Genomic DNA, 22328 nt, shown 5'->3' on the forward strand with positions numbered 1-22328 from the left:
TTGTGAAGGATGTAACGATATAATGAAATTGGATTTATGAGTGTAGGAACGGAACGGGGGAGGAGAATGGTCGAAAACACCAAATGCGAATGTGGTCATAATAACCCCGTCGGTACGATTCTTTGTGAGTACTGCGGAAAGCCACTTCAGCAGGAAGTGATAGAGAAATCCTCGATTGAAAATGAGATGAGGTATGAGGGGGCAGCAAGACGCTCTCAGCAATCAGTCATGTCGCTGTTTGACCGTGTCTGGGCCTTTTTCTCATCAGTGAAAGTAGCCATTAGCCTGATTGTGATTACCTTAGTCCTCTCATCTGTTGGGACGATCTTCCCACAAGAAGAGTTTGTAGGGGCGGCTTCTAAGGAGTTGTTTTACCAACAGGAGTACGGTTGGTGGGGTACGATATTTTATCAATTAGGGCTTTCAAAGATGTATTCACAGTGGTGGTTTGCTAGCCTAATCGCTATGATTGGGATTTCGTTGGTCATATGTAGTTTAGATCGCGTTGTTCCTTTATATAAGGCATTAAAGGGACAAAAAGTGATTAAAAATATTGAGTTTATGAAACGTCAGCGGATTCACGTGGCAGCAGAAGTGGCAAGGGATGAAGAAGAATCGAAATTAGCGGAGTTAGAGCAACAGCTCAAGAAGCACCATTACCACATTCAGCGTGATGGGAAGGCCATTCTCGCGGAAAAAGGGCGTTTTAGTCGATGGGGCCCTTATATTAATCATATTGGACTTATTATCTTCTTATTTGGGATTCTCCTGCGGTTTATACCAGGTTGGAATATCGATTCATTTGTTAACTTGGTAGAGGGTGAAACCAAACGTGTACCCCAAACGCAGTACTATGTTAAAAATGAGAAAACCGTTGCCGAGTATTATCGTCCTGAAGAACTACCTCCAGCTATGAGAAGCGGTGGGGGAGCGGTAATTAAGAAGTATCAAACAGATGCGGTTTTGCTGAAAAAAGTGCCAGGTAGTAATGAAATGAAAGAAGTTACTAGGCATAACATTCAGGTAAATGATCCCCTAACATATGAAGGATTAAATCTCTTGCAGAGTGATTTTCAGCCTCAGCAACTTCGCGGTATTAAGCTTGGCATCACGGATAAAAATACGAATCAGAGTAAAGGTCAGTTTACAGTAGTCTTTCACGATATTTCGTTGAATCAGGTTTATCAAGTGGGAGATCTGAAAGTACGAATGGAAGAGTATTACCCTGATTTTGCTATTGAAAATCAACGCCCCATCACAAAATCTCAAGAACCAAATAAACCAGCTTTCATCTTTACGATTCAAAATCCAGATGGGAAGAAAGAGAAATCCTGGGTGATTTCGGGAGAGCGTCTTCCAGATCCGGAAGGAAATCAATATGGTATTGATTTGGCCGGTTTTGATCTCGCTAACCAGACTGGATTAATGGTTCGTGCAGAGAAAAGTTTATGGGTCTATTTGATCGGTGGTATCATCTTTATGATTGGTGTCACAATGGGATCCTATTGGCAACACCGCCGGGTATGGGCACGTGTCGAAGATGGAGTCCTATATATAGGGGCCCACACAAATAAGAACTGGTTTGCTCTACGTCGTGAGTTGGAAATGGTGGGCAAGCCAATCGGTCAGGTATTTGGACTAGTAGAAAATGAAAAAGAGTAGGAAAGAGAGGTGCGATCATGAAGACGATCATGGAGTACTTCCTGTTTGCCACATTCTTTTTATATTTGTTCTCAGCGGTTGCTTTTTTAGTCGGTGTATCAGGTGCTAAAAAGAAGGGCAATGCAGAACGGGTGAAAAAATGGGGGAAAGCAGGTTTCATCCTCGCAATCGTAGGAGTTACCTTGCATGTTGCATTTATCGTTATACGAATCATGATTAGTGGGCATTTCCCGACAAGTAACATGTTTGAGTTTATTGCATTCCTATGTTTTGCGGTCGTGTTAGGTTTTATAATTGTGTTTTTTATCTATCGCTCTTTTGTACTTGGCGCCTTTGTTATGCCGATCGCCGTGATCTTGCTTTCATATGCCACTGTATTTCCACGTGATGTACAACCTCTAATCCCTGCTCTGCAGAGTAGCTGGTTATATATACACGTGACAACGGCGGCGATTGGTCAGGGACTATTTGGTGTTTCCTTTGTTGCTGGATTGGTTTATCTCATCCATAAAGTAGGGAATCGTGATAAAAGCAAGGCGGCGGTCTCTCTAGAATTGATATTCTTAGTCTTGATCATGTTTGGAAGTTTTTCGATTGTGTCTACGATCTTCCAAATGACAGGATATCAAGCGACTTTTAAGCATGTTTATAAGGGTGTCGAGGTTGTGCAAGAGTATAAACTGCCGGCGATTGTCTCACCTTATGAAAGTAAGACTGTAAAAATGGATTCATTTGCTGGGATGTCCAAGCCGCTCTTTGAATCACCTAAGATTTTTCAAGGAGAAAAAGCAGCGAGTAAATTGAATTCGGTTCTCTGGTCGATTGGTTCGGGATTGATCATCTATGGAATTTACTTTGCGATTGCCCGGAAGCGATTAGGGAAGCTACTTCATCCACTGGTGCAAAAGTTAAATTTAGAACTGATGGATGAAATCGTGTACCGATCCATCGTGATTGGGTATCCTATTTTTACATTGGGCGCCTTGATTTTTGCTATGATTTGGGCGAATCAAGCATGGGGCAGACCGTGGGGTTGGGACCCGAAGGAGACTTGGGCTTTTATTACATGGATGTTTTATAGTGCTTATCTCCATCTTCGTTTATCGAGAGGGTGGCATGGTGAAAAATCAGCATGGTTGGCAGTAGTTGGCTTTGCTATCATCTTAATTAACTTGATTGTAATCAATCTCGTTATTTCAGGCTTGCATTCCTACACATAAGAGGTGAAATTATGGATAATAATCAACAAACCATATTAGTGGTAGACGATGAGGATCGTATTCGTCGCCTACTCCGGATGTACTTGGAAAGAGAAGGATATATCATTGATGAAGCAGAAGATGGCGAGCAGGCTTTGGAGAAGGCATTCCAAAAAGATTATGATCTAATCCTTTTGGATCTGATGTTGCCAGGTATGGATGGTCTTGAAGTATGTGCTGAGATTCGTAAAAAGAAAGCAACTCCGATTATCATGCTGACTGCTCGTGGAGAAGAGACGAATCGAGTAGATGGATTTGAAGTCGGAACCGATGACTATGTAGTAAAGCCTTTTAGCCCTCGTGAATTGGTACATCGCGTGAAAGCGGTAGTGCGACGTGCATCAGCAACTGCGTACCTAACAACGAAAACCAATACCCATAATGTGATTGTTTTCCCTGAGTTGACGATCGATCATGATGCACACGAGGTAAAAGCAGGGGGGAAAAGTATCTCCTTAACACCAAAAGAGTACGAGCTCTTACACTATCTGGCAAAATCCCCGGATAAAGTTTTTACACGTGAAACATTGTTGAGGGATGTTTGGAATTATGAGTTCTTTGGTGATTTACGAACGGTAGATACACATGTAAAACGTCTTCGTGAGAAGTTAAATCGTGCCTCCTCTCGTGCAGCGAGTATGATTACGACGGTTTGGGGAGTTGGATATAAACTTGAGGTGCCAAAAGAGTGATTCTACGTAGTGTAGTAGGGAAGCTTTGGCTTACCATTATTGTCTTGGTATCTCTAGTCCTGATTTTACTAAGCGTGTTTTTAAGTGAACAAGTAGAGCAGTTTTATGAGCAGGATCAACTCAAGAGCTTAGGAGAAGTGGGGGAAGAGATTCAGAACGGTTTGACAGGTGTTAAAAATCATGCTAACTCGCGAATTCCTTCTTCCATTAGACAAAAGCCAGGCATTAATGCAGCTGAGTTCAACCGTAATATTGAAAAAGAATATGTGGATATCGTGACCGAGATTGCGGGTCATTTTCATACGCATGTCATTATTACCGATTTCCAAGGAAAACCACTTTTTGATCAATCAGCTCAAACGCAGAGATATTTGGATGGCATTAAAAGCGTTTTGAAGCTGGATCAGTTGCGAGAAGAGTTAGTATCTGAGGACGCGACTGCTAAACGAACTGGAAAGCTCCGGCTTCCGAAGACTGAGTTAGTGGAGAGGGGATTTGAAGACGGACAAATACTGGTCTATGCAATTCCTTACTTAAAAGATGCTAAGATCAAAGGGGCCATTGTCCTGTTTCAAAAGCAAGGTGCTTTTAGTGAGCAAGATATCAAGAAATGGATTTTTTACTCTGCTCTGATTGGAATTGCGCTTACGACTGTATTTGCTTTCTTCCTATCTACACGGATAACACAACCTCTTATTCAGATGCAAAGAGCAGCCGAGAAGATGGCGCGTGGGAAGTTTTCGACGCGAGTGATGGTTCGGGCTCATGAGCGAGATGAGATCGCGGAATTAGCGATGACATTTAATCAGATGGCCGGTCAATTGGAAGAGTCAATTAATCTTCTTTCTCACGAAAAAGAGCAGCTGACTAGCATCCTTCGTAGTATGTCAGACGGAGTAATTAGCATTAATGCGCACGGGAAGATTATCTTGTCGAATCCGCCAGCAGAGAGATTTCTAAACCTTTATCGTGATCCACAAGATTTCAAACAGAATAATAGCCTACCTCCGACCTTACTGGAAGTGTTCCGATATGTATTAGAAGATGAAGCGGAACAGATGGGAGATATTGAGGAGCAAGGGCGAACTTGGCAACTGATCATGGCACCGTTGTATGCACGTGAACAAGTACGTGGAGCTGTTGCGGTGATGCGTGATGTGACGGAAGAGCGCCATTTAGAGAAATTGCGCAAAGATTTTGTAGCGAATGTGTCACATGAATTACGCACACCGCTCTCTATGTTACAAGGATACAGTGAAGCATTGCTCGATGATATCGCAGACTCTCCGGAGATGCGTCAAGAGTTAGCGCAGATTATCAATGATGAATCCCAGCGGATGAGTCGACTGGTAAATGAGCTACTAGACCTAGCAAGAATGGAAGCAGGGCATATTGATCTCGTTTTATCGGAGCTACCTGTGAGGTCATTTGTCGATCGTGTAACTCGTAAATTTAGTGGACTTGCGGGTGAGAAAAAGATTGAATTGGTTGGGGAAGTAGAGGAAGGTGTCCCGACCGTGTATTGGGATGAAGACCGTGTCGAACAAATCCTAACCAACCTAATTGGAAATGCGATTCAGCATACGCCAGAAAATGGAAGAGTAACAGTACGTGCCAAATGGCTAGATCATCATGTATACTTAGAAGTCGAAGATACAGGAACGGGGATTCCAACCGAAGATTTGCCATATGTTTTTCAGCGCTTCTATAAGGCAGATAAAGCGCGAACCAGAAAAACAGTTTTAGGTGGTACAGGGCTTGGGCTTGCGATTGCCAAGCATTTGGTACATGCTCATAATGGAAAAATATCCGTTCGCAGTGAATTGGGCGTTGGTACTACATTCTGTGTTCAACTTCCACAAATAGTGGAAGATAATTAGATAAAAAAGCCGAACAAGGTGGACCTCTTTATGGATTTTTTCCTATCAAGAGGTCTACCTCGTTTTGTGATAAGGAGGGGTTAACGTTGAGTCGTATTAAAGCATCCATACTAGTGTTAATTGCCGGAATTTCATACGGATTTATTAGTCTCTTTGTTAAATTAGCCTATGCAGAAGGATATAGTCCTGCACAAGTATCAGGAAGCCAAGTGTTTGTTGGGGCACTAGGTATGTGGTTCCTAGCATATAAGGGACGCGTAGAGTGGAGAAAAAAACGAATCAGTCGTAAAGATCTTATATCACTATTATTGGGTGGTTCATTTTCTGCCATTACAGGGGTTACCTACTATTTATGTCTACAAACAACACCGGCATCATTTGCTATTATTTTGATGTTCCAGTTTGCATGGATGGGGATGTTGATCGAGTGTATCAAATCACGCCGCAAACCGACGAAGCATGAACTTATTTCGATCGGTGTGATTTTACTGGGAACCTGTATGGCAGCGGGTATCTCAGTAGAGGAGCTATCTAAGCTTTCAGGAATTGGTGTTTTTTATGGCCTTCTCTCTGCCATTGGTTATACAGGATTTATCTACTTTAATGGAACGTTGGCGCCAACTGTTCATCCTACCCTTCGAGGAGCGTGGATGATAACAGGAACCGTAATTGCTATGTGTGGGATTTACCCACCAACCTTTTTAGTAGACGGTTCTTTATTGGATGGTCTATGGGCTTGGGGACTCTTACTAGGGTTATTTGGTTCTCTCATTCCTTCCTATTTATTTGCGATTGGGATACCACATATTGGATCAGGAATGGCTTCGATCTTAGGATCAGTCGAACTACCTGTTGTCATTTTAACATCTGCCCTTTTATTAAGTGAATCCGTTTCGATGTTCCAGTGGATGGGAACGATCCTTATCCTTGTAGGGATCGGGTTCTCTGAGTTTCGTCGTGCTAGTAGTGAAAAGAAGATGAAATTAGCAGAGTAAGATCTATCTGACTAAAAGACAGGAGGGGGGCTATCCCCTCTAAACATATAAGCCTAAAATTTCGAATAATATATAGTTAACAATAAGAGTCTGATGCCTAAGTTAGATGTCGTAAATGGGGTATCCACTTATACAAATATCTTCACCAAAATGATCGAACGTAAGCCGGTCCAGCCGAACAGCTAGTCCCATCTGTGCAAATCCCTCACCCGAAATCGGGGAAATACTATCTTTTCCTCCCAGTAATTTTGGAGCAATAAAAATCATTGCTTTCTGAACTAGGGAAGCCTCCAGCATCGACCAATTCAACTGACCCCCACCTTCAAGCAGAACAGATTGAATTCCATTTTCCCCGAGTTTCTCCATTGCTCTGCGTAATGCCACTCTTGATCCATTACCCGTACGAAGCACTTTCACCCCATACTTCACCAATTGTTTTTCTTTCTCTATATCTGCTACATCTGTACAAAGCACCCACGTTTGTGCCTCGCTCGTATCTACCAATGGTGAATCAAGTGGCAAGCGTAGTTGACTGTCTGTGATGATCCGAACTGGATTTCTCCGATTTCTATCGGGCAAGCGAGTTGTCAATTGTGGCCGATCTTTTATAGCTGTATCCACGCCGATCATAATTCCATCGTAGATGTTCCGTAATTCATGAACATGATTCCTCGATGCCTCCCCTGTTACCCATTTGCTATCTCCTGTTGAGGTAGCGATTTTTCCATCTAGTGTCATCGCCGACTTCATTACGATAAAGGGTAGCCCTGTCTGTTTATAGTAGGAATCGGCTTCTTCTTTGAGCTTTTTTAGGTGTTTCACGATCACGATCCATCCCCCTGTTTCTGTGCGATACTATTGGTTGTATTACCCAAATGTGAGTGAAAGTCAACTTTATACAGGTATTCAAATTGCTTGCGGTTCACGGATTTAGGTATTCGTTTTACTAGCGTATTTCGTAATAAAGAAAGAAATGGATTATTCACTTGGGCTATTTTTCCTACTAATCGTGAATATCGTGAGATTGTTTCCGTTCTTAATAATCGCTTGGCTTCAAACTCAGCAAATGCTTCATGAACAGATGGATTATTTTTCAAACAATGAGCAAGGACAACCGAATCTTCGATAGCTTGACATGCACCTTGTCCTAAATTTGGGGTTATGGCATGTGCAGCATCTCCCATCAAAAGGATGCGATGAAAGGCAAATCGTTGAAGGGGTGGAATATCGATAATATCATTATGAATCATCTTGTTGTTCGCATTACCGTTCAAAATACTAGGAATCGGTTCATGATAATCTTTAAAATGTTCGAATAGATCTTTTACTTGATAGGCAGAGTGTCGCACGCTTTGATAAGGTGCATTGATTAATGCATACCAGTAGATTTGTTGATTAGGTAATGGAACTATACCGAATCTCCCTTTGAGTCCCCAGGTTTCAGTAGTATCTTCTGGAATACAATTGCCATTACTTTGAGTAATAATACCTCTCCAGCAAGTGTAACCTGCATAACGAAGTTGCGTAGAAGGTAGTAAATTTTTTCGGATAACAGAGTGTATACCATCAGTAGCAAGTAAAAAATCTCCGGTAGTCTTACTATGATCTTGAAAAAATACAGTTACCCCAGTTTCATTCTGTTCAAAGTGAACACACTTCTTTCCCATATATATTGTATTCGGTTGTATAGCCGAACTTAGTAGGAGATGTAAATCGGCTCTGTGGATGGATACTTGTTCAAATGGAGATGGAATGGTTTGCTTAGATAATTGTTTTCCTTTCTCTGTTAAAACTGTAAGTCCATGAATGGATCTGCCATGATTCTTAACTTGTTGATAAATGCCTAGATGATCTAATCCTTTTAAAGCATTGGATGCGAGCACTATCCCAGCACCAGCAGGCTTGCGCTCGGGATATTCCTCATAAATATTCACTTCTAATCCAAGCTTCTGCAAAGCAATGGCAGCGCTGAGACCCGCTATTCCACCGCCTATTATAATGACTTTTTTTTTCATGAATGAACCCCCTTCCAAATGATTTCTAGTTGATTGCGAATCATACTCTTTAGCCCTTTTTTATCAGAATTGGCTATACTCCAATTCACTAAAGAATAAAAATATATAGCCATTAACACAGAGGTAACATGCTCAGAGGATGGATTTCCTACTATTTGATTAGATTGTTTAGCTTCATCAATCAGCTTCATTAACACCGATCTAAAGTGATCAATCGTTTTCTGCTCTTCTTTCATTAGTCCAGAGGACCGGATCATCTCTGATAGGAAAACTCTTATCAGCTCTGGATGTTCCAGATAACGACTAGTGAGGTCATCAAAGAGTTTGAAGATCCTTTCTTTTATTTCTAGATGAGCATATTTGGAAATATTTTGTTGTATGAATTCCATCTGAGATGAGCCTAAATAAAGCAAAATCGACTCTTTTTGAGGAAAATAATTATAGAAAGTTCCTTTGGCAATCCCGCACGATCGGGTAATCTCCTCTATAGTTACATAATCAAATCCCTTTTCAACAAATAAGCGCATAGACTGCAAGAAAATTTTTTCTTTTAGAGCTTTTTTCTTGGCTTCTCTTAACATAGATGAATCACCACCCAAAATAATGACTATGGTCATATATGACCGCAGTCATTATTTTACTCTATTTCGGAATAAACATCAAGTTACCAAATTATCTTTACTTGTCTAAGGGAGATACAATATAATAACAATATAAATAAATACGACTGAATTTGGAGGAGCCTGTCATGCAGGGATTTTTCTGCCTATTTTTGGGTGGAAAGTTCCCTGCATGACAGGCTCTTTTTGTATATTGAGAAGAGGAGGGATGATTTGCTATGTTTATTGCCATTTTAAAAGATGATGATGTTGGATATGATGCTGTTTTTCATCGGTACTACTAAGGAGATTGTGAGGAAGGAGGTATTACATGTTATTTGTAGAGATTTTAATTATTTTGCTTGCGACGAAAATAGCGGGTGAGATTAGTATAAGGCTTGGGCAACCAGCAGTTCTTGGGAAGTTGCTGATTGGCATTATCATTGGCCCAGCGGTGTTTGGATGGATTCAAGGGTCAGATATGATTCGTCAGCTCAGTGAAATTGGAGTAATCCTGTTAATGTTTATCGCAGGATTGGAGACGGATGTTAAATCGTTACGTCAGAATCGAAATTCTTCGATTGCAGTGGCGGTGGGGGGCATTATATTTCCCCTTTTGGGAGGATATCTGGTTGGCTTAGGGATGGAATTAAGTCAGTCCCATGCTCTTTTTCTAGGCTTATTGCTATCTGCTACTTCGGTTAGTATCTCTGCGCAGACGCTTAAAGAGCTGGGACATTTAAAAAGCCGAGAGAGTGCTACTATCTTGGGTGCGGCGGTATTGGATGATATCTTAGTAGTGATCGGCTTGGCTGTCATGATGAGTTTCCTTACTACGGAAGATGTTAGCTTAGGGATGGTACTGCTTAAGAAATTGGCCTTTTTTGTCACGATCGGATTGCTTGGATGGAAAGTTGTTCCGTGGGTGATGAAGAAGTTTAGTTCTTGGAGGGTATCGGAGTCTGTGGTGAGTACAGCACTTGTTCTTTGCTTCTTTTTTGCTTATTTGGCAGAGTCTCTAGGGGTTGCTGCCATAATCGGTGCATTTGCCGCAGGAGTTTCTATTTCTCAAACTCCGTATCGACATTCGGTTGAGCAGAAGATCGAGCCGATTGCATATGCCTTTTTTGTGCCTATCTTTTTTGTAAGTATTGGCTTATCTGTTTCGTTTGCTGGTATGGGGAGCCAACTTTGGCTTATCGTGGGCCTTACTATTATTGCGGTCTTGACGAAATTAATCGGTTCGGGCCTTGGAGCTAGGCTTACCGGTTTTCGTCGTCGCTCTGCTCTGGGAATTGGTGCAGGGATGGTCTCAAGAGGGGAAGTGGCTCTTATTATTGCTGCGATAGGTTTGGAGTCCCATTTATTAAAGCAAGAGTATTTCACAGCTGTTATTACCGTAGTGATCCTGACAACTCTCATTACACCCCCTTTGTTAAAGAGAGTATTTGCGAAATTAGAAGTAGATCATGAACTGTAAAAACAGAGCTACCAACCTCCTATTATATCAGGAGTGGTAGCTCCGTTTCGTTTTCTACGATCATTTCCTACACACGTATAATGGCCTTACGCTTTAATCGTTCTTTTACCTCTTCTTTACTAACTTGATGGCGTATCGGGAATGGAGAGTAAGAACTTTGTGTGCGAAGATACAAGTCCTCCACATCTCGAATGGAGATGGCTTTTAGATTACATAACTGTTCCGCCATTCGCTTGGCATCGACCCGATTCATCCCAAATGTTGTAAAGTTGTAAAACGTATCTGATTTAGGTTTATATTCAATTCGAACTCGCGTACTCGTTTCAGACTCTGCCTGTAGTTGAATGTGTTCGCTGATCGAGTAGCGTTCGTATTGAAATTGAGAGAGGATGGATTGGTTTTTTATCTTTTCTTGAAAGTGAAGGACTTCTCGAACGATAGCAAGGCTTAGATCGACTTGATAGGAGAGGATGAGATGTCCTCCAGCTTCTGCCGTATCGTAGGCTGCATCAATGATTTTTCCTTGATTATTTGCGATTTCGCGCTCGACATCACAGAGATAATCATAAATATATTCAACAGGAGCTTGAAGGGTTGTTTCCACTACAAAAGGTTTCAACGAAAAATCCTCATTTCTTATTTTGAAAGTCTACGGGTACAACTGGGCGCATGATGACACGCCCAACAATCATATTGGCAGGTGCTGTGATAATCTGATAAACAGATTCAGCAACATCAGATGCCTGCAGGGAATAACTCTTTGGATTCGAACTAAAATCGGTCTGGATAGAGCCGGGACAGAGTGTACTTACTTTTACATAGTGTGGTTTTAATTCTTGGGTTAGGGCATCCGATAATGCCATCATCCCAAATTTAGATGCGCAATAACCGCCACCACGGGCAAATGCTTCTGTTCCTGCCACACTCGAAATGTTGACGATGTGGCCTTGTGTTTTCGTAAGATAGGGGATAGCGTATTTACAAGTTAGAAATGCTGCTTTGAGATTGACATTCATCATTTCGTCCCATTGACTTTCCGTTAGATCTTCAATGGGTGCAAAATGGGCCAAGCCTGCATTATTAATGACGAAATCAAGTCGTCCAAAGGAATCTATCACTTGTTCAACCATGTTTTTCACATGATTGCTATCTGAGATATCACCAGGGAAGCTTATAACATGATCTGGGAATTCTTCTTCGAGCTGTTCAAGCTTATCAACACTTCGAGCAGTTGCTAGGACATAAATCCCAGCGGAAGCAAAGCGTCGCACGATCTCCTTACCAAGACCTTTACTAGCCCCTGTCACAAGAGCAGCTTTAATGGGCGAATGTGTAGTCATAAGGTTCGTTCACCCTTTCTTTTCGATTTTTCTCCATTTTAGACTACAATTCTAAGATCGTCACCTTCTGAATAGAATCAACTTTTTGTAATTCTTCTTGTATGGTTTGATCGATCGCTTTATCAATATGGAGAAGCATAATCGCTTGCCCACCGATGGTTTCGCGTCCTACTTGCATGGTAGCGATATTGACTTCATAGACACCTAGCAAAGTTCCCACTTTACCGATTACCCCCGGTTGGTCTTGATGCTCGATAAAAAGAAGGTGGCCGGTAGGAGATAGATCAACCGAATAACCGTTTACTTTCGTGATACGGGCTCCGAATCCATGTAAGAGCGTTCCCCCTGCACTATAAGAGTATTGTTCAGTCTCTACATGTACACTGATTAGTTGTGTAAATCCGTGGTTGTGAGTAGATTTTTGCTCCACGATCTGAATCCCACGTTGTTTGGCGATCTCAGGAGCATTTATATAATTGACACCGGATAAATGATGTGAAAGAACCCCTTTTAGCATGGTACGCGTGAGTGGTGCTACTTCCATATTGGCCACATCACCCGCATAGGTAACCGTGATTTTTTTTAGTGCACCCTTTGAAATTTGGGCCACAAACTCACCCAATTTTTCTACCAATTTTTGATAAGGGGCAATTTTTTGTTGTAGATCAGCTGGGATTGAAGGTAGGTTTACTGCATTTTTAAATGCTTCTTCGCGTAATACTTTCAACACTTCTTCAGATACGTCGATGGCTACATTTTCTTGAGCTTCCACTGTAGATGCTCCTAAATGGGGAGTTACGATTACTTGCTCTAGGTCAAATAGAGCAGGTTGGACGGGAGGCTCAACCTCAAATACATCTAGCGCGGCTCCTGCTACTTTGCCTGATAATAGCGCTTTATATAGAGCATCTTCGTCAATAATGCCCCCGCGAGCACAGTTTAAGATGCGGGCACCGTCTTTCATCATGGAAAACTCATGATCACTTATGAGATGACGAGTTTGCTTTGTTAGAGGGGTATGGACGGAAATAAAGTCTCCTTGTGCAATCGCTTCATGAAGCGTCGCTTTTTGCACACCTAATTTCTCTGCCCGCTCTTCAGTCAGATAGGGATCAAAGGCAACTACCTGCATGCGAAATGCTTTTGCTTTCTTAGCTAATTCAGCTCCGATTCGTCCTAATCCGATGATGGACAGAGTCTTTTTATTTAGCTCTATCCCGACAAACTTTTTCCGTTTCCATTCCCCTTGGATCGTAGAGCGATAGGCTTGCGGAATGTTGCGGGCGAGGGAGATCATCATCGCAAAGGTGTGTTCAGCCGTAGAGATGGTATTCCCATCTGGTGCATTCAGAACAATAACACCATGCTTTGTAGCGGCCAAGACATCAATGTTATCTACACCGACTCCTGCCCGGCCAATCACTTTTAGCTTTTTCCCTTTCGCTATGACATCTGCTGTCACTTTTGTTTGGCTACGTACGAGTAAGGCATCAGCATCTTCGATCTCGATAAGGAGTTGTTCGGGAGTTAGATTGGTTTGGCGAATCACGTGAACATCGGTTGCTTGTAATAATTTTTCGATTCCTAGATCGCTTAATGGATCCGTAATAAGTACTTTATACATGGTTAAGGTACACCTCCTGAGCTGCTTTTACGCCAGAGCCAAGTGAAATAGGGACTCCTGCTTGGATAAGGGCGATTTCGAGTGCGCTTAAAGTGGTTAGCATATCTAGCGAATCACAATAGCCCATATGGCCGATTCGGAAAATCTGTCCCTTTAGATGTTGCTGTCCACCTGCTACTAGGACACGCAATTGTTTTAAGTGCTTTCGTACTCCCTCTGAACTCCATGCCTCAGCCCCACCGTAGATCGAAGTAACCGTAGGAGATGCGTCTTGATTGCTTGCCATGAGAGTAAGACCCATGCTTTGGACTCCTGCTCGGCACATGCTCATCAGTAGTTCGTGCCGCTGGAAGACTTGTTCTAAGCCTTCTTCTTCTAACATGCATAGTGCCTCTCTTAGACCCAAGAGAAGGGAGACGGCTGGGGTATAAGGGGTGGTGCTTTGCGATAAGCTGTTCCGATATTGAAGTAAATTCAAATAGAAGCTAGGTGTTTGATTTTGTTCGATTTGTCTCCATGCCCGGCTACTGACAGCAATAAATGCTAGTCCTGGTGGGAGCATAAGGGCCTTTTGTGAACCTGTTACGACGATATCAAGTTCCCAATCATCCATTTGACAAGGTACGGCACCTATGCAGCTAACGCCATCTACAATGAAAAGTGCTTCTGAGTGAGTGTGTACCACTTGCGATAGTTCTTGAACTGGATTTAAAACACCTGTAGACGTTTCACAATATGTGACAAAGACGGCTTTCGTTTTAGGGTGTTGCTGAAGAGCCACTTGTAACTGTTTAGGACTACACGATTTTCCCCATTCGATATCGAGACGATGTAACGTGAATCCGTAACGCTCTACGATTTTAGCAAAGCGGTCCCCAAATGATCCTGTGACGATTACTAGTGCTTCGTCCCCAGGCGATAATGTGTTGATAACAGCTGCTTCTAAGGTAGATGTACCGCTACTGGTGAACATAAGAGGATCTTGTTGTGTGCCAAAAATAGGCTTTAGCAGTTGACTACATTCGCGAATGAGTTGGGTTGCTTCTTGACTGCGATGACCAAAGATCGGTTGATTCATCGCTTGTTGAACTCGTGATGGGATAGGCGTAGGCCCAGGAATGCGCAAGTGAAACTTTTCTGAAAATGTCATGATTATCAGCCTCCTGTAAGGTAAATAAAAAAAAGACCTTCCATCCCATACTCATCCTATTATGGATGAGGGACGAAAGGTCGTGGTGCCACCCTCAGTTTGTCATATGTTCACACATATGACCTTGCTGGTCGAAATAAACGAAATCGACACATGGGATAACGGTTTCCACCGTACTAACCTACTATCTATCGAGTTCAGCTAGTCTACTCCGGAGTGCTCGATGAATGATTTCCTACCGGTTTCCACCTACCACCGGCTCTCTGAGAGTGAACGCATTCACTTGGCTCCATCAAAGTAATGTCATATTTGAAGTTTCATCTACATTAACACGAATAATATGACTAGTCAACGGGGTAAAATTCGTGTTTTTTAAGCAAATTTCATAAAAAAGAGCCGATTTGGCTCTTTTAGACGTTTTTTGTATCCTTTTATTTATTGCTTTGATAACGATCTAAGCATTCTTGATATAGATTAGCAGCGAAATCTGCATCTTTCCAACCTTCAATGACGGTGGTTTTGTTTTCAAGATCTTTGTAGACGCGGAAGAAATGTTCGATTTCTTTCTTCACATGATCGTTTACGTCATCTAGGGATTTGATATGGTTAAAACGTGGATCTTCTGTTGGTACAGCAAGTACTTTTTCATCTTGGCCTTTGTCATCTGACATGACCAATACGCCAACTACACGGCTAGAGATGACGCAACCAGGGAAGGTTGGAAAGCTTGTAAGGACTAAGATATCAAGTGGGTCGCCATCTTCAGCGAGGGTTGCATCTAAGTAGCCGTATTCGGTTGGATAATGCATAGGGGAAAATAGAACACGATCCAGACGGAACACACCATTTTCTTTGTCAAATTCATATTTGTTTTGACTTCCTGTAGGAATTTCAATAAAAGCATCTACTACTAGTTCTTTCGACATAAGGGTTCCTCCTATGTAATGCGGTATGTAATGGACGATCGTGTGGAGCTTCCTGCTACCAGTTTCGTCTATTCCCATTGTATTCAGTTTCTGGAGAGGAAGCAAATAAAAAACAATACCTAGTAAACTCCAATAGAAGTTCATTAGGTATTGTTATTGCAATCATATATCATGAATGATTGCAGTTCCAAAAAATACTAGTCTTCAACTTTGATAGAATCAGTTGGACAACCTTCTTGAGCGTCGCGAACATCATCATGTAAATTTTCAGGTACATCAGCAGTACCAGTATTGTCGTCGAGGATTACGAATGCGATACCATCTTCATCGTAATCATACACGTCTGGTGCGGTTGCTCCACATGCGCCACAAGCAATACATGTGTCTTTATCAACCCAAGTACGCATAGGTTTCAAACCCCTCTCGTTTATCAAGCAAATTATGAACAAAGTCCACTTCCAAACCTCATTTTAGAACGATTTCCTATAGATTGCAAGGGAAAACAGAAGGCACATTGTGAAAAGATCAAGATTTTTTTGTTATTTCGTAAATGGTGAAGGATGTTTGCTTGGGTTAGCTCATAGACTAGTTCCAAACATTAAAGGAGAAACATATTATGATTGTGCGAAAGATTTCGTTGTTTCTGTTTACCGCTTTTCTTGTATTTGTGACCGTAAGCTTAGATTATACTGTCACAAATAGTTGGTGGCAGTATCTAAACTATCGTTTTCTAATGGTTATGTTATTTTATATAGGTAGTGTTTTTTTGTGTATTACTAACTTTTTACGTTTCTTTGGTATATTATGGGAATTATCTCGAGAGTGTTCGCAGAATGGGTTAAATAGCGAGCTTTTTATCTGTTTAGGATACATAGTACTACTCGTATTATTAATTTGGTCCTCTCCGTGGATGACTCTTCTTTTTTGTTTGTTAATAGGTTTACAAGAGGGAAAAAGATGGGTAAAGAAACAGAAAACCACCACGTGGCTTTGAGTGACTAATGCAAAGGCTTAGTAAATCGTGTAAAATAAAAGAAGAAAGAAATGGAGACCCGAGGACGGAACGGTTCACTCTTTCTCCACATATTATATATTGTGTATTATGTGGAGGTCTCCAGTGAGGGAGGGTTAATCATGCGTGTCGAGCGTCTAGGGGGAGACAAGGTCCGTTTCTTCTTGACCTTAGACGATCTCATGGATCGCGGGATCAAGAAAGAAGACATGTGGCGTGATATCCCTAAGGTACATGAATTGTTCAACGATATGATGGAACATGCATACCAAGAGTTGGGCTTTGAGATTGCTGGACCTGTTGCAGTAGAGGTGTTTGCGATGCCTGCACAAGGTATGGTTGTGGTGGTAACTCGTGGTCGTACACCACAGGCAAGCGATGATGACTTTGATACGGATGATATGTATGAGTTAGAAGTCACTATGGAAGAGACGGATCGAGTCATTTTCCGGTTCTCTGACCTCGAATATCTGATTCAGGCAGCGATACGCATGAAGTCAATTATTCCTCAAGGTGGAAGAGTATACACTTACCAGGATGTTTACTATCTAGTGCTAGATGAAGGCCTGGAAGCGCCTAATCTGGATACACTGGTCGCAATGTTATCTGAGTATGGAGAAGCTTCTACAGTTACGGATGCAGTTCTTACTGAGTATGGCAAAGTAATTTGGGGGAATAATGCGATCCGCGAGATTAATAAATGTTTTGGTACAAGTGATCAAGGCACGTCCGGTTAGGACGTGCTTTTTGTCATCGATGAAAATTCATTTTGCACCCTATATAATTGATTCTGGAATCATAATGTAGTAGAGTGTGATAGTGATAGGGGTTCTCTTACCTAATATAATTGGTGTATACTTGGTTTGCTATTACATTTCTACAGTGTTTGGATCTTTTTCTTTTATTTGTAATTACTCTTCGAGGTGGTAATGATGGGACAACATACGATGGCCGCAGGTCAGGAGTCTCGCGAACAGGAAAATCTAGATGTACTTGTATCAACACAAACTGTTATTAAAGAAGCACTTGATAAGCTTGGGTATTCAGAAGCGATGTATGAATTGTTAAAAGAACCACAACGCGTATTAACTGTACGTATTCCAATTAAAATGGATGATGGTTCTGTACAGGTATTTACTGGATATCGTGCGCAACATAATGATGCAGTGGGTCCAACTAAAGGTGGAGTGCGTTTCCATCCAGATGTGACCGAATCAGAAGTGAAAGCGCTTTCAATTTGGATGAGTTTAAAATCGGGAATTGTCGATTTGCCATACGGCGGAGGTAAAGGTGGAATCATCTGTGATCCGCGTAAGATGTCATTTGGTGAGTTAGAGCGCATCTCCCGCGGATATGTGCGAGCCATTAGTCAGTTAGTTGGCCCTACAAAGGATATCCCCGCACCAGACGTCTTTACAAACTCGCAAGTAATGGCATGGATGATGGATGAATATAGTCGCATTCGTGAATTTGATTCTCCTGGCTTTATTACAGGTAAGCCTTTAGTACTTGGAGGATCACGAGGGCGTGAAACTGCTACAGCTAAAGGTGTTACGATCATGATTGGGGAAGCTGCTAAAAAACGTGGCCTAGAGTTAAAGGGTGCAAGAGTAGTCGTTCAAGGTTTTGGTAATGCAGGTAGCTTCCTAGCGAAGTTTATGCATGAAGCAGGCGCAAAAGTAATCGGAATTTCCGATGCACATGCGGCTTTGCATGATCCAAACGGCTTAGATATAGAATATTTGATTGAGCGTCGTGATTCTTTTGGGACCGTAACGAACCTGTTTAAAGAGACGATTACAAACCAAGAACTACTAGAGCTTGATTGTGATATTTTGGTTCCGGCTGCTGTCGAAAACCAGATTACGGCGAAAAATGCTCATAAGATCAAGGCTGGTATCGTTGTGGAAGCAGCGAATGGTCCAACAACATTAGAAGCAACGCAAATTCTTCATGAACGTGGTGTTTTGATTGTTCCAGACGTACTGGCGAGCGCGGGTGGAGTAACGGTTTCTTATTTCGAGTGGGTTCAGAACAACCAAGGGTATTACTGGACAGAGGAAGAAGTGGAAGAGAAGCTCGAAAGAGTGATGGTTAAGGGCTTTGAAAATGTTTATAACGCCGCTGAATCTCGGGGTGTGGACATGCGTTTGGCTGCCTACATGGTAGGAGTAAGAAAAATGGCCGAGGCATCACGCTTTAGAGGTTGGGTATAATAAAAATAACGATTTTGAATATGAAAACGCCCTATCAAACGGGTGTTTTTCTTTTGAAAAGGGAATGAAGTTTTTATGAAGGAAGCCATTATTATTGGTGCAGGCCCTTGTGGATTGTCCACGGCTATTGAATTAAAAAAGGTAGGGATCGAGCCACTCATCCTAGAAAAAGGATGTGCTGTTAATTCTGTCTATCACTATCCATCATCTATGACTTTTTTTAGCACTCCTGATAAGATCGAAATAGGTGGAGTTCCTTTTATCTCATCTAAAGAGAGGCCGAGTAGGGAAGAGGCACTCAAATATTTTCGTACACTAGCTCATCTGTTTCAAATTCCGATCCATACACATGAAGAAGTAATCGATGTACAGCGAATACCAGAGGGGTTTCGCATAACGAGTGAAAATAGGCAGGGGAAGCAAGTTTATGAGACTGAGAATGTCATCCTGGCTACTGGTTATTATGATAATCCTAATTTACTAAAGGTACCTGGAGAGGATTTACCCCATGTCCATCACTACTTTAAAGATGCACATCCGTACGCGCATCAAAAAGCAGTCGTGATAGGGGGGCGTAACTCTGCTATTGATACGGCGCTAGAGTTATCGTTAGCGGGAACGGATGTCACAATGGTATATCGTAAAGATGCTTTTCCATCTAGCGTGAAGGCATGGGTGCTACCTCAAATTGAGGCGGCGATTGAACATGGGCGTGTGAAGATGGTTTGGGAGGCGCAAATCCAAGAAATCACACCATATGAGGTGATAGTGGATGCAAAGGGAAAACAGATATCACTTCCTGCTGATGTGGTATTTGCCATGATTGGCTATCATCCCAATTTATCTCTTTTAGAGAAAATGGGTGTGAAGATCGATGTAGAGCGACATGTTCCCATTTTAAGCGACTCGATGGAAACAAGTATCCCAGGTGCCTATTTAGCAGGCGTAGTTGCTACAGGATTTGATTCAACTAAGATTTTTATCGAAAATGGACGTCATCATGGGAAGAAGATAACAGAAGATTTAATGCGTAAGCGGACGCTCAAATAATAAGATAAATAAATAATATAACCCCCTTTCCATTTTGATGGCGAAGGGGGTTATATATCTATTTTTACTTACTTTAAAAACAATGATATGAGAAATAGCCCTGCAATGATGAATAACACCATATTATCCTTGCGGAAATCTTTTTTGATGATCCGGACGATGGCGTAACTGATAAAGCCAAATGCCATTCCGTCTGGGATGCTTTGTGTAAAGCCGATGAAGATGATGAGCAAAAAGGCGGGGATGGCTTCGCTGAGATTATGGAACGGAATCTCTTTAACGGATTGAAACATGAGTGCTCCCACGATGACTAGAATAGGAGAGGTAGCACTGTTGGGAATCATGTTAATAAATGGCAAGAACAATAGGGTTAACGCAAATGCAAGCCCAGTTGTAATCGCGGTTAGTCCCGTTCGTCCACCTACTGCGGTTCCGGCTGCGCTTTCGGCTGCGCTAATAGTCGGGCTGGTGCCAAATAATCCGGATACCATGGCTGTAACGGAACCCGCTTTTAGAGAACGAGCAAAACGGTCTTTGTTAGGAAGTAGTCCTTGAAGTAAGCCAACATGTTCAAATACAGAAAGAAGGGTTAACGAGAAAACAGCTAACCAAAAATCTACTTTTCCCATGTCTTTGAGCGAAAATGAGCCAAAGAACGATGTATATTCACTAATTTGAAGGGACTGGGAAGTGGATAGGTTGGTAATCCCGATATAAGCAGCCAAGCTGGTGATGGAAAGAATGGTTAGTAAAAACGCTGCTTTTAGATCTAGTATAAATAGTGTGAGGGCAATCAAAAGGCCGATTAAGGTTAGGATCACTTGTGGGTCACTCAGATTTCCTAATTGAAGCCCTGTTTGCGGGTGAACCAAGACGACGCCGCCTTTTTGTAAACCGATAAAGGTGATGAGGACACCAATACCAACAGAGATGGCATGTTTAAGGGATGAAGGGATGGCCTGAGTCATTTTGACTCCTAGGCTGGTAAAAGCGACGATCATGAAGATAAGGCCAGAGATGACCACGATTCCAAGAGCCGACTGCCACGATAAACCTTGGTTTTGTACGATGGTATAGGTGAAATATGTGTTAATGCCCATGCCGGGTACGAGGACGATGGGAGCATTTGCGTATAGACCGATTAATAGGCATCCGAAGATGGAGACAAAAACAGTCGCCAAAACTGCCATCTGAAGATTAATCCCACTATCGTGGAGGATGGAACTATTTACCACAATGATATAGGCTACTGTAAAAAATGCGGTTAAGCCTGCGGTTATTTCTCGTTGAAAAGTAGTATTATTTTTTTCAAACTCAAAGAGTGTACGAAGTGGTTTCACGATTCATTCCCTCTATTTCTGGCTAAAGTAGGCTTTGACTTTGGTTACGTTAGTAGTTTGTTCTAGGATCATACTTAGGAAGATTCTTATTTTTTGACCGTTCCCTTGGGCAAGGATACAGCCGAGTTCTTCTAAATGTTTCCCTCCTCCTTCATATGCATACGTGGTACCTGTCGCGCTATAGGCACATCGTGAAGTGATGATGACAGGGATCCCTGATTGAATCGCCTCTATAATGGAAGGGAGGACAGCAGGTGGTAGATGTCCGAAGCCTAATGCCTGAATGACGATACCATCCTTTTTATTCGAAATGGCCCAATCGATATAAGAACGATCCATGCCTGCATAAGCAGTGAAGAGGACGACCTCTTTGGTTAAGTATTGAATAGGGAATTGTGGGTGGTCGAGTACTGGGACAATCCACTCGAATTCATCAGCTTTTAATCGCTTTGCTATCGGACCGACTACTAAGGATTCGAAGAAAGGCAGGCGGTCTGGGTATGTTTTTGTCATATGGATCGGACTATGCACTTCATTTTGAAACACAACCAAGACCCCGTGGGGGGCAGATTCGGGCAACGTTGCAATATGTACAGAGTGTACGAGATTTTGTAGCCCATCAAAACTAGCCTCACTTTGATTGGACATCGACCCTGTTATGATAACCGGTTTCCCTTTTGGTAAGACATGTTGTAAATAATAAGCTGTTTCCTCCATGGTATCAGTCCCGTGGGTGATGACGACTCCATCAATATCGGGTTGCTTTAGATAATGTGTTACTTTTTGTGCAAGATTTACCATATGATCTAATGTCATATGAGGGCTTGGAATATTAAGGTAGGAATCAACTTGTACGTGGGCATAAGGTGAGAATAGAGAGATGTTATCCCTGATAAATGAGAAACCAGTAGGTTTAGCTCCTTGTGCTTTGGGATCTATAGCCATCCCAATCGTGCCACCAGTTGTAATGATTTGAATTGTTTTCATCAGTATACCTGCCTTTCCGTGATGACTAACCCTAGTATTATACGATAAAGGTGTAAGAAATCAAAGAGATCGGTATTCAAAGGTCATTTCTACAGGAATAG

Annotated in this window: 20 protein-coding genes and 1 other annotated feature; of the genes, 9 read left to right on the forward strand and 11 right to left on the reverse strand. The window is 42.0% G+C overall.

Annotation, left to right across the window (positions count from 1 at the left end):
- The first annotated feature begins 66 nt into the window (after positions 1-66).
- The 5 genes from BLU58_RS11520 to BLU58_RS11540 all read left to right on the forward strand — a co-directional run bounded on the left by BLU58_RS11520 (position 67) and on the right by BLU58_RS11540 (position 6488).
- Positions 67-1662 carry a cytochrome c biogenesis protein ResB gene (locus BLU58_RS11520; RefSeq protein ID WP_176786633.1) on the forward strand — a complete coding sequence of 532 codons (1596 nt, stop codon included), beginning with the start codon at positions 67-69 and terminating at the stop codon, positions 1660-1662.
- Between the two features lie 17 nt (positions 1663-1679).
- Positions 1680-2882 (forward strand): c-type cytochrome biogenesis protein CcsB, encoded by a 1203-nt coding sequence (ccsB, locus tag BLU58_RS11525; RefSeq protein ID WP_093292361.1) that lies wholly within the window; start codon positions 1680-1682, stop codon positions 2880-2882.
- Positions 2883-2893: 11 nt separating this feature from the next.
- Positions 2894-3613 (forward strand): response regulator transcription factor, encoded by a 720-nt coding sequence (locus tag BLU58_RS11530; RefSeq protein WP_093292362.1) that lies wholly within the window; start codon positions 2894-2896, stop codon positions 3611-3613.
- The gene (locus BLU58_RS11535) at positions 3610-5493 is read left to right on the forward strand and encodes an ATP-binding protein (RefSeq protein WP_093292363.1); all 1884 of its coding nucleotides are present in this window, start codon (positions 3610-3612) and stop codon (positions 5491-5493) included. The genes BLU58_RS11530 and BLU58_RS11535 overlap by 4 nt, the downstream gene beginning before the upstream one ends.
- Before the next feature lie 86 nt (positions 5494-5579).
- On the forward strand, positions 5580-6488 hold the full coding sequence (locus BLU58_RS11540; RefSeq protein ID WP_093292364.1) for an EamA family transporter: 909 nt from the start codon (positions 5580-5582) through the stop codon (positions 6486-6488).
- A 102-nt stretch (positions 6489-6590) separates the two neighbouring features.
- Here the strand turns inward: BLU58_RS11540 and ribD are convergent, their stop codons facing one another.
- From ribD to BLU58_RS11555, 3 genes are read right to left on the reverse strand one after another with little or no spacing between them, the layout of a single operon-like run.
- Entirely contained in the window at positions 6591-7316 is a 726-nt protein-coding gene (gene ribD, locus BLU58_RS11545; RefSeq protein ID WP_093292365.1) for a bifunctional diaminohydroxyphosphoribosylaminopyrimidine deaminase/5-amino-6-(5-phosphoribosylamino)uracil reductase RibD, read from the reverse strand.
- Positions 7313-8503, reverse strand: a complete 1191-nt coding sequence (locus BLU58_RS11550) for an FAD-dependent monooxygenase (RefSeq protein WP_093292366.1) — start codon at positions 8501-8503, stop codon at positions 7313-7315. The genes ribD and BLU58_RS11550 overlap by 4 nt, the downstream gene beginning before the upstream one ends.
- Positions 8500-9084 (reverse strand): TetR/AcrR family transcriptional regulator, encoded by a 585-nt coding sequence (locus tag BLU58_RS11555; protein ID WP_176786634.1) that lies wholly within the window; start codon positions 9082-9084, stop codon positions 8500-8502. The genes BLU58_RS11550 and BLU58_RS11555 overlap by 4 nt, the downstream gene beginning before the upstream one ends.
- 349 nt (positions 9085-9433) lie before the next feature.
- Between BLU58_RS11555 and BLU58_RS11560 the strand changes: the two genes are divergently transcribed.
- Positions 9434-10582 carry a cation:proton antiporter gene (locus BLU58_RS11560; RefSeq protein ID WP_093292368.1) on the forward strand — a complete coding sequence of 383 codons (1149 nt, stop codon included), beginning with the start codon at positions 9434-9436 and terminating at the stop codon, positions 10580-10582.
- Positions 10583-10649: 67 nt separating this feature from the next.
- Here the strand turns inward: BLU58_RS11560 and BLU58_RS11565 are convergent, their stop codons facing one another.
- From BLU58_RS11565 to BLU58_RS11590, 6 genes are all read right to left on the reverse strand, one after another.
- Complete coding sequence (locus tag BLU58_RS11565; protein WP_093292369.1) at positions 10650-11201, reverse strand: hypothetical protein; 552 nt, start codon at positions 11199-11201, stop codon at positions 10650-10652.
- A 10-nt stretch (positions 11202-11211) separates the two neighbouring features.
- Positions 11212-11922: an SDR family oxidoreductase gene (locus BLU58_RS11570; RefSeq protein WP_093292370.1), complete on the reverse strand. Its 711-nt coding sequence runs from the start codon at positions 11920-11922 to the stop codon at positions 11212-11214.
- A 43-nt stretch (positions 11923-11965) separates the two neighbouring features.
- Positions 11966-13546: a phosphoglycerate dehydrogenase gene (gene serA / locus BLU58_RS11575; RefSeq protein ID WP_093292371.1), complete on the reverse strand. Its 1581-nt coding sequence runs from the start codon at positions 13544-13546 to the stop codon at positions 11966-11968.
- On the reverse strand, positions 13539-14696 hold the full coding sequence (locus BLU58_RS11580) for a pyridoxal-phosphate-dependent aminotransferase family protein (RefSeq protein WP_093292372.1): 1158 nt from the start codon (positions 14694-14696) through the stop codon (positions 13539-13541). The genes serA and BLU58_RS11580 overlap by 8 nt, the downstream gene beginning before the upstream one ends.
- A gap of 65 nt (positions 14697-14761) precedes the next feature.
- Positions 14762-15001: a binding site (T-box leader), on the reverse strand.
- Between the two features lie 126 nt (positions 15002-15127).
- Positions 15128-15622, reverse strand: a complete 495-nt coding sequence (locus BLU58_RS11585; RefSeq protein WP_093292373.1) for an inorganic diphosphatase — start codon at positions 15620-15622, stop codon at positions 15128-15130.
- Between the two features lie 197 nt (positions 15623-15819).
- Positions 15820-16029 carry a ferredoxin gene (locus tag BLU58_RS11590; RefSeq protein WP_093292374.1) on the reverse strand — a complete coding sequence of 70 codons (210 nt, stop codon included), beginning with the start codon at positions 16027-16029 and terminating at the stop codon, positions 15820-15822.
- A gap of 727 nt (positions 16030-16756) precedes the next feature.
- Here BLU58_RS11590 and BLU58_RS11600 point away from each other — a divergent pair.
- The 3 genes from BLU58_RS11600 to BLU58_RS11610 all read left to right on the forward strand — a co-directional run bounded on the left by BLU58_RS11600 (position 16757) and on the right by BLU58_RS11610 (position 19900).
- A complete protein-coding gene (locus BLU58_RS11600; RefSeq protein ID WP_072330019.1) occupies positions 16757-17371 on the forward strand; it encodes a genetic competence negative regulator in 615 nt (204 codons plus the stop codon).
- Positions 17372-17566: 195 nt separating this feature from the next.
- Complete coding sequence (locus BLU58_RS11605; protein ID WP_369813758.1) at positions 17567-18850, forward strand: Glu/Leu/Phe/Val family dehydrogenase; 1284 nt, start codon at positions 17567-17569, stop codon at positions 18848-18850.
- Between the two features lie 75 nt (positions 18851-18925).
- The gene (locus tag BLU58_RS11610) at positions 18926-19900 is read left to right on the forward strand and encodes a YpdA family putative bacillithiol disulfide reductase (protein WP_093292376.1); all 975 of its coding nucleotides are present in this window, start codon (positions 18926-18928) and stop codon (positions 19898-19900) included.
- A 68-nt stretch (positions 19901-19968) separates the two neighbouring features.
- On the opposite strand, the gene BLU58_RS11615 is transcribed toward BLU58_RS11610, so the two are convergent.
- Together BLU58_RS11615 and BLU58_RS11620 are read right to left on the reverse strand one after the other, a co-directional pair.
- Complete coding sequence (locus BLU58_RS11615; RefSeq protein ID WP_176786635.1) at positions 19969-21240, reverse strand: NCS2 family permease; 1272 nt, start codon at positions 21238-21240, stop codon at positions 19969-19971.
- Positions 21241-21252: 12 nt separating this feature from the next.
- Positions 21253-22227 carry an asparaginase gene (locus BLU58_RS11620; RefSeq protein ID WP_093292378.1) on the reverse strand — a complete coding sequence of 325 codons (975 nt, stop codon included), beginning with the start codon at positions 22225-22227 and terminating at the stop codon, positions 21253-21255.
- Positions 22228-22328 lie beyond the last annotated feature (101 nt).

The organism is Thermoactinomyces sp. DSM 45892, assembly GCF_900107305.1.
Lineage (GTDB): Bacteria > Bacillota > Bacilli > Thermoactinomycetales > Thermoactinomycetaceae > Baia.

Coding starts and splice junctions, on each gene's coding strand:
- BLU58_RS11520 (WP_176786633.1), top strand. CDS start 67: ATGGTCGAAAACACCAAATGCGAATGTGGTCATAATAACCCCGTCGGT.
- ccsB (WP_093292361.1), top strand. CDS start 1,680: ATGAAGACGATCATGGAGTACTTCCTGTTTGCCACATTCTTTTTATAT.
- BLU58_RS11530 (WP_093292362.1), top strand. CDS start 2,894: ATGGATAATAATCAACAAACCATATTAGTGGTAGACGATGAGGATCGT.
- BLU58_RS11550 (WP_093292366.1), bottom strand. CDS start 8,503: ATGAAAAAAAAAGTCATTATAATAGGCGGTGGAATAGCGGGTCTCAGC.
- BLU58_RS11555 (WP_176786634.1), bottom strand. CDS start 9,084: ATGTTAAGAGAAGCCAAGAAAAAAGCTCTAAAAGAAAAAATTTTCTTG.
- BLU58_RS11560 (WP_093292368.1), top strand. CDS start 9,434: ATGTTATTTGTAGAGATTTTAATTATTTTGCTTGCGACGAAAATAGCG.
- BLU58_RS11570 (WP_093292370.1), bottom strand. CDS start 11,922: ATGACTACACATTCGCCCATTAAAGCTGCTCTTGTGACAGGGGCTAGT.
- serA (WP_093292371.1), bottom strand. CDS start 13,546: ATGTATAAAGTACTTATTACGGATCCATTAAGCGATCTAGGAATCGAA.
- BLU58_RS11580 (WP_093292372.1), bottom strand. CDS start 14,696: ATGACATTTTCAGAAAAGTTTCACTTGCGCATTCCTGGGCCTACGCCT.
- BLU58_RS11585 (WP_093292373.1), bottom strand. CDS start 15,622: ATGTCGAAAGAACTAGTAGTAGATGCTTTTATTGAAATTCCTACAGGA.
- BLU58_RS11590 (WP_093292374.1), bottom strand. CDS start 16,029: ATGCGTACTTGGGTTGATAAAGACACATGTATTGCTTGTGGCGCATGT.
- BLU58_RS11600 (WP_072330019.1), top strand. CDS start 16,757: ATGCGTGTCGAGCGTCTAGGGGGAGACAAGGTCCGTTTCTTCTTGACC.
- BLU58_RS11605 (WP_369813758.1), top strand. CDS start 17,567: ATGGGACAACATACGATGGCCGCAGGTCAGGAGTCTCGCGAACAGGAA.
- BLU58_RS11610 (WP_093292376.1), top strand. CDS start 18,926: ATGAAGGAAGCCATTATTATTGGTGCAGGCCCTTGTGGATTGTCCACG.
- BLU58_RS11620 (WP_093292378.1), bottom strand. CDS start 22,227: ATGAAAACAATTCAAATCATTACAACTGGTGGCACGATTGGGATGGCT.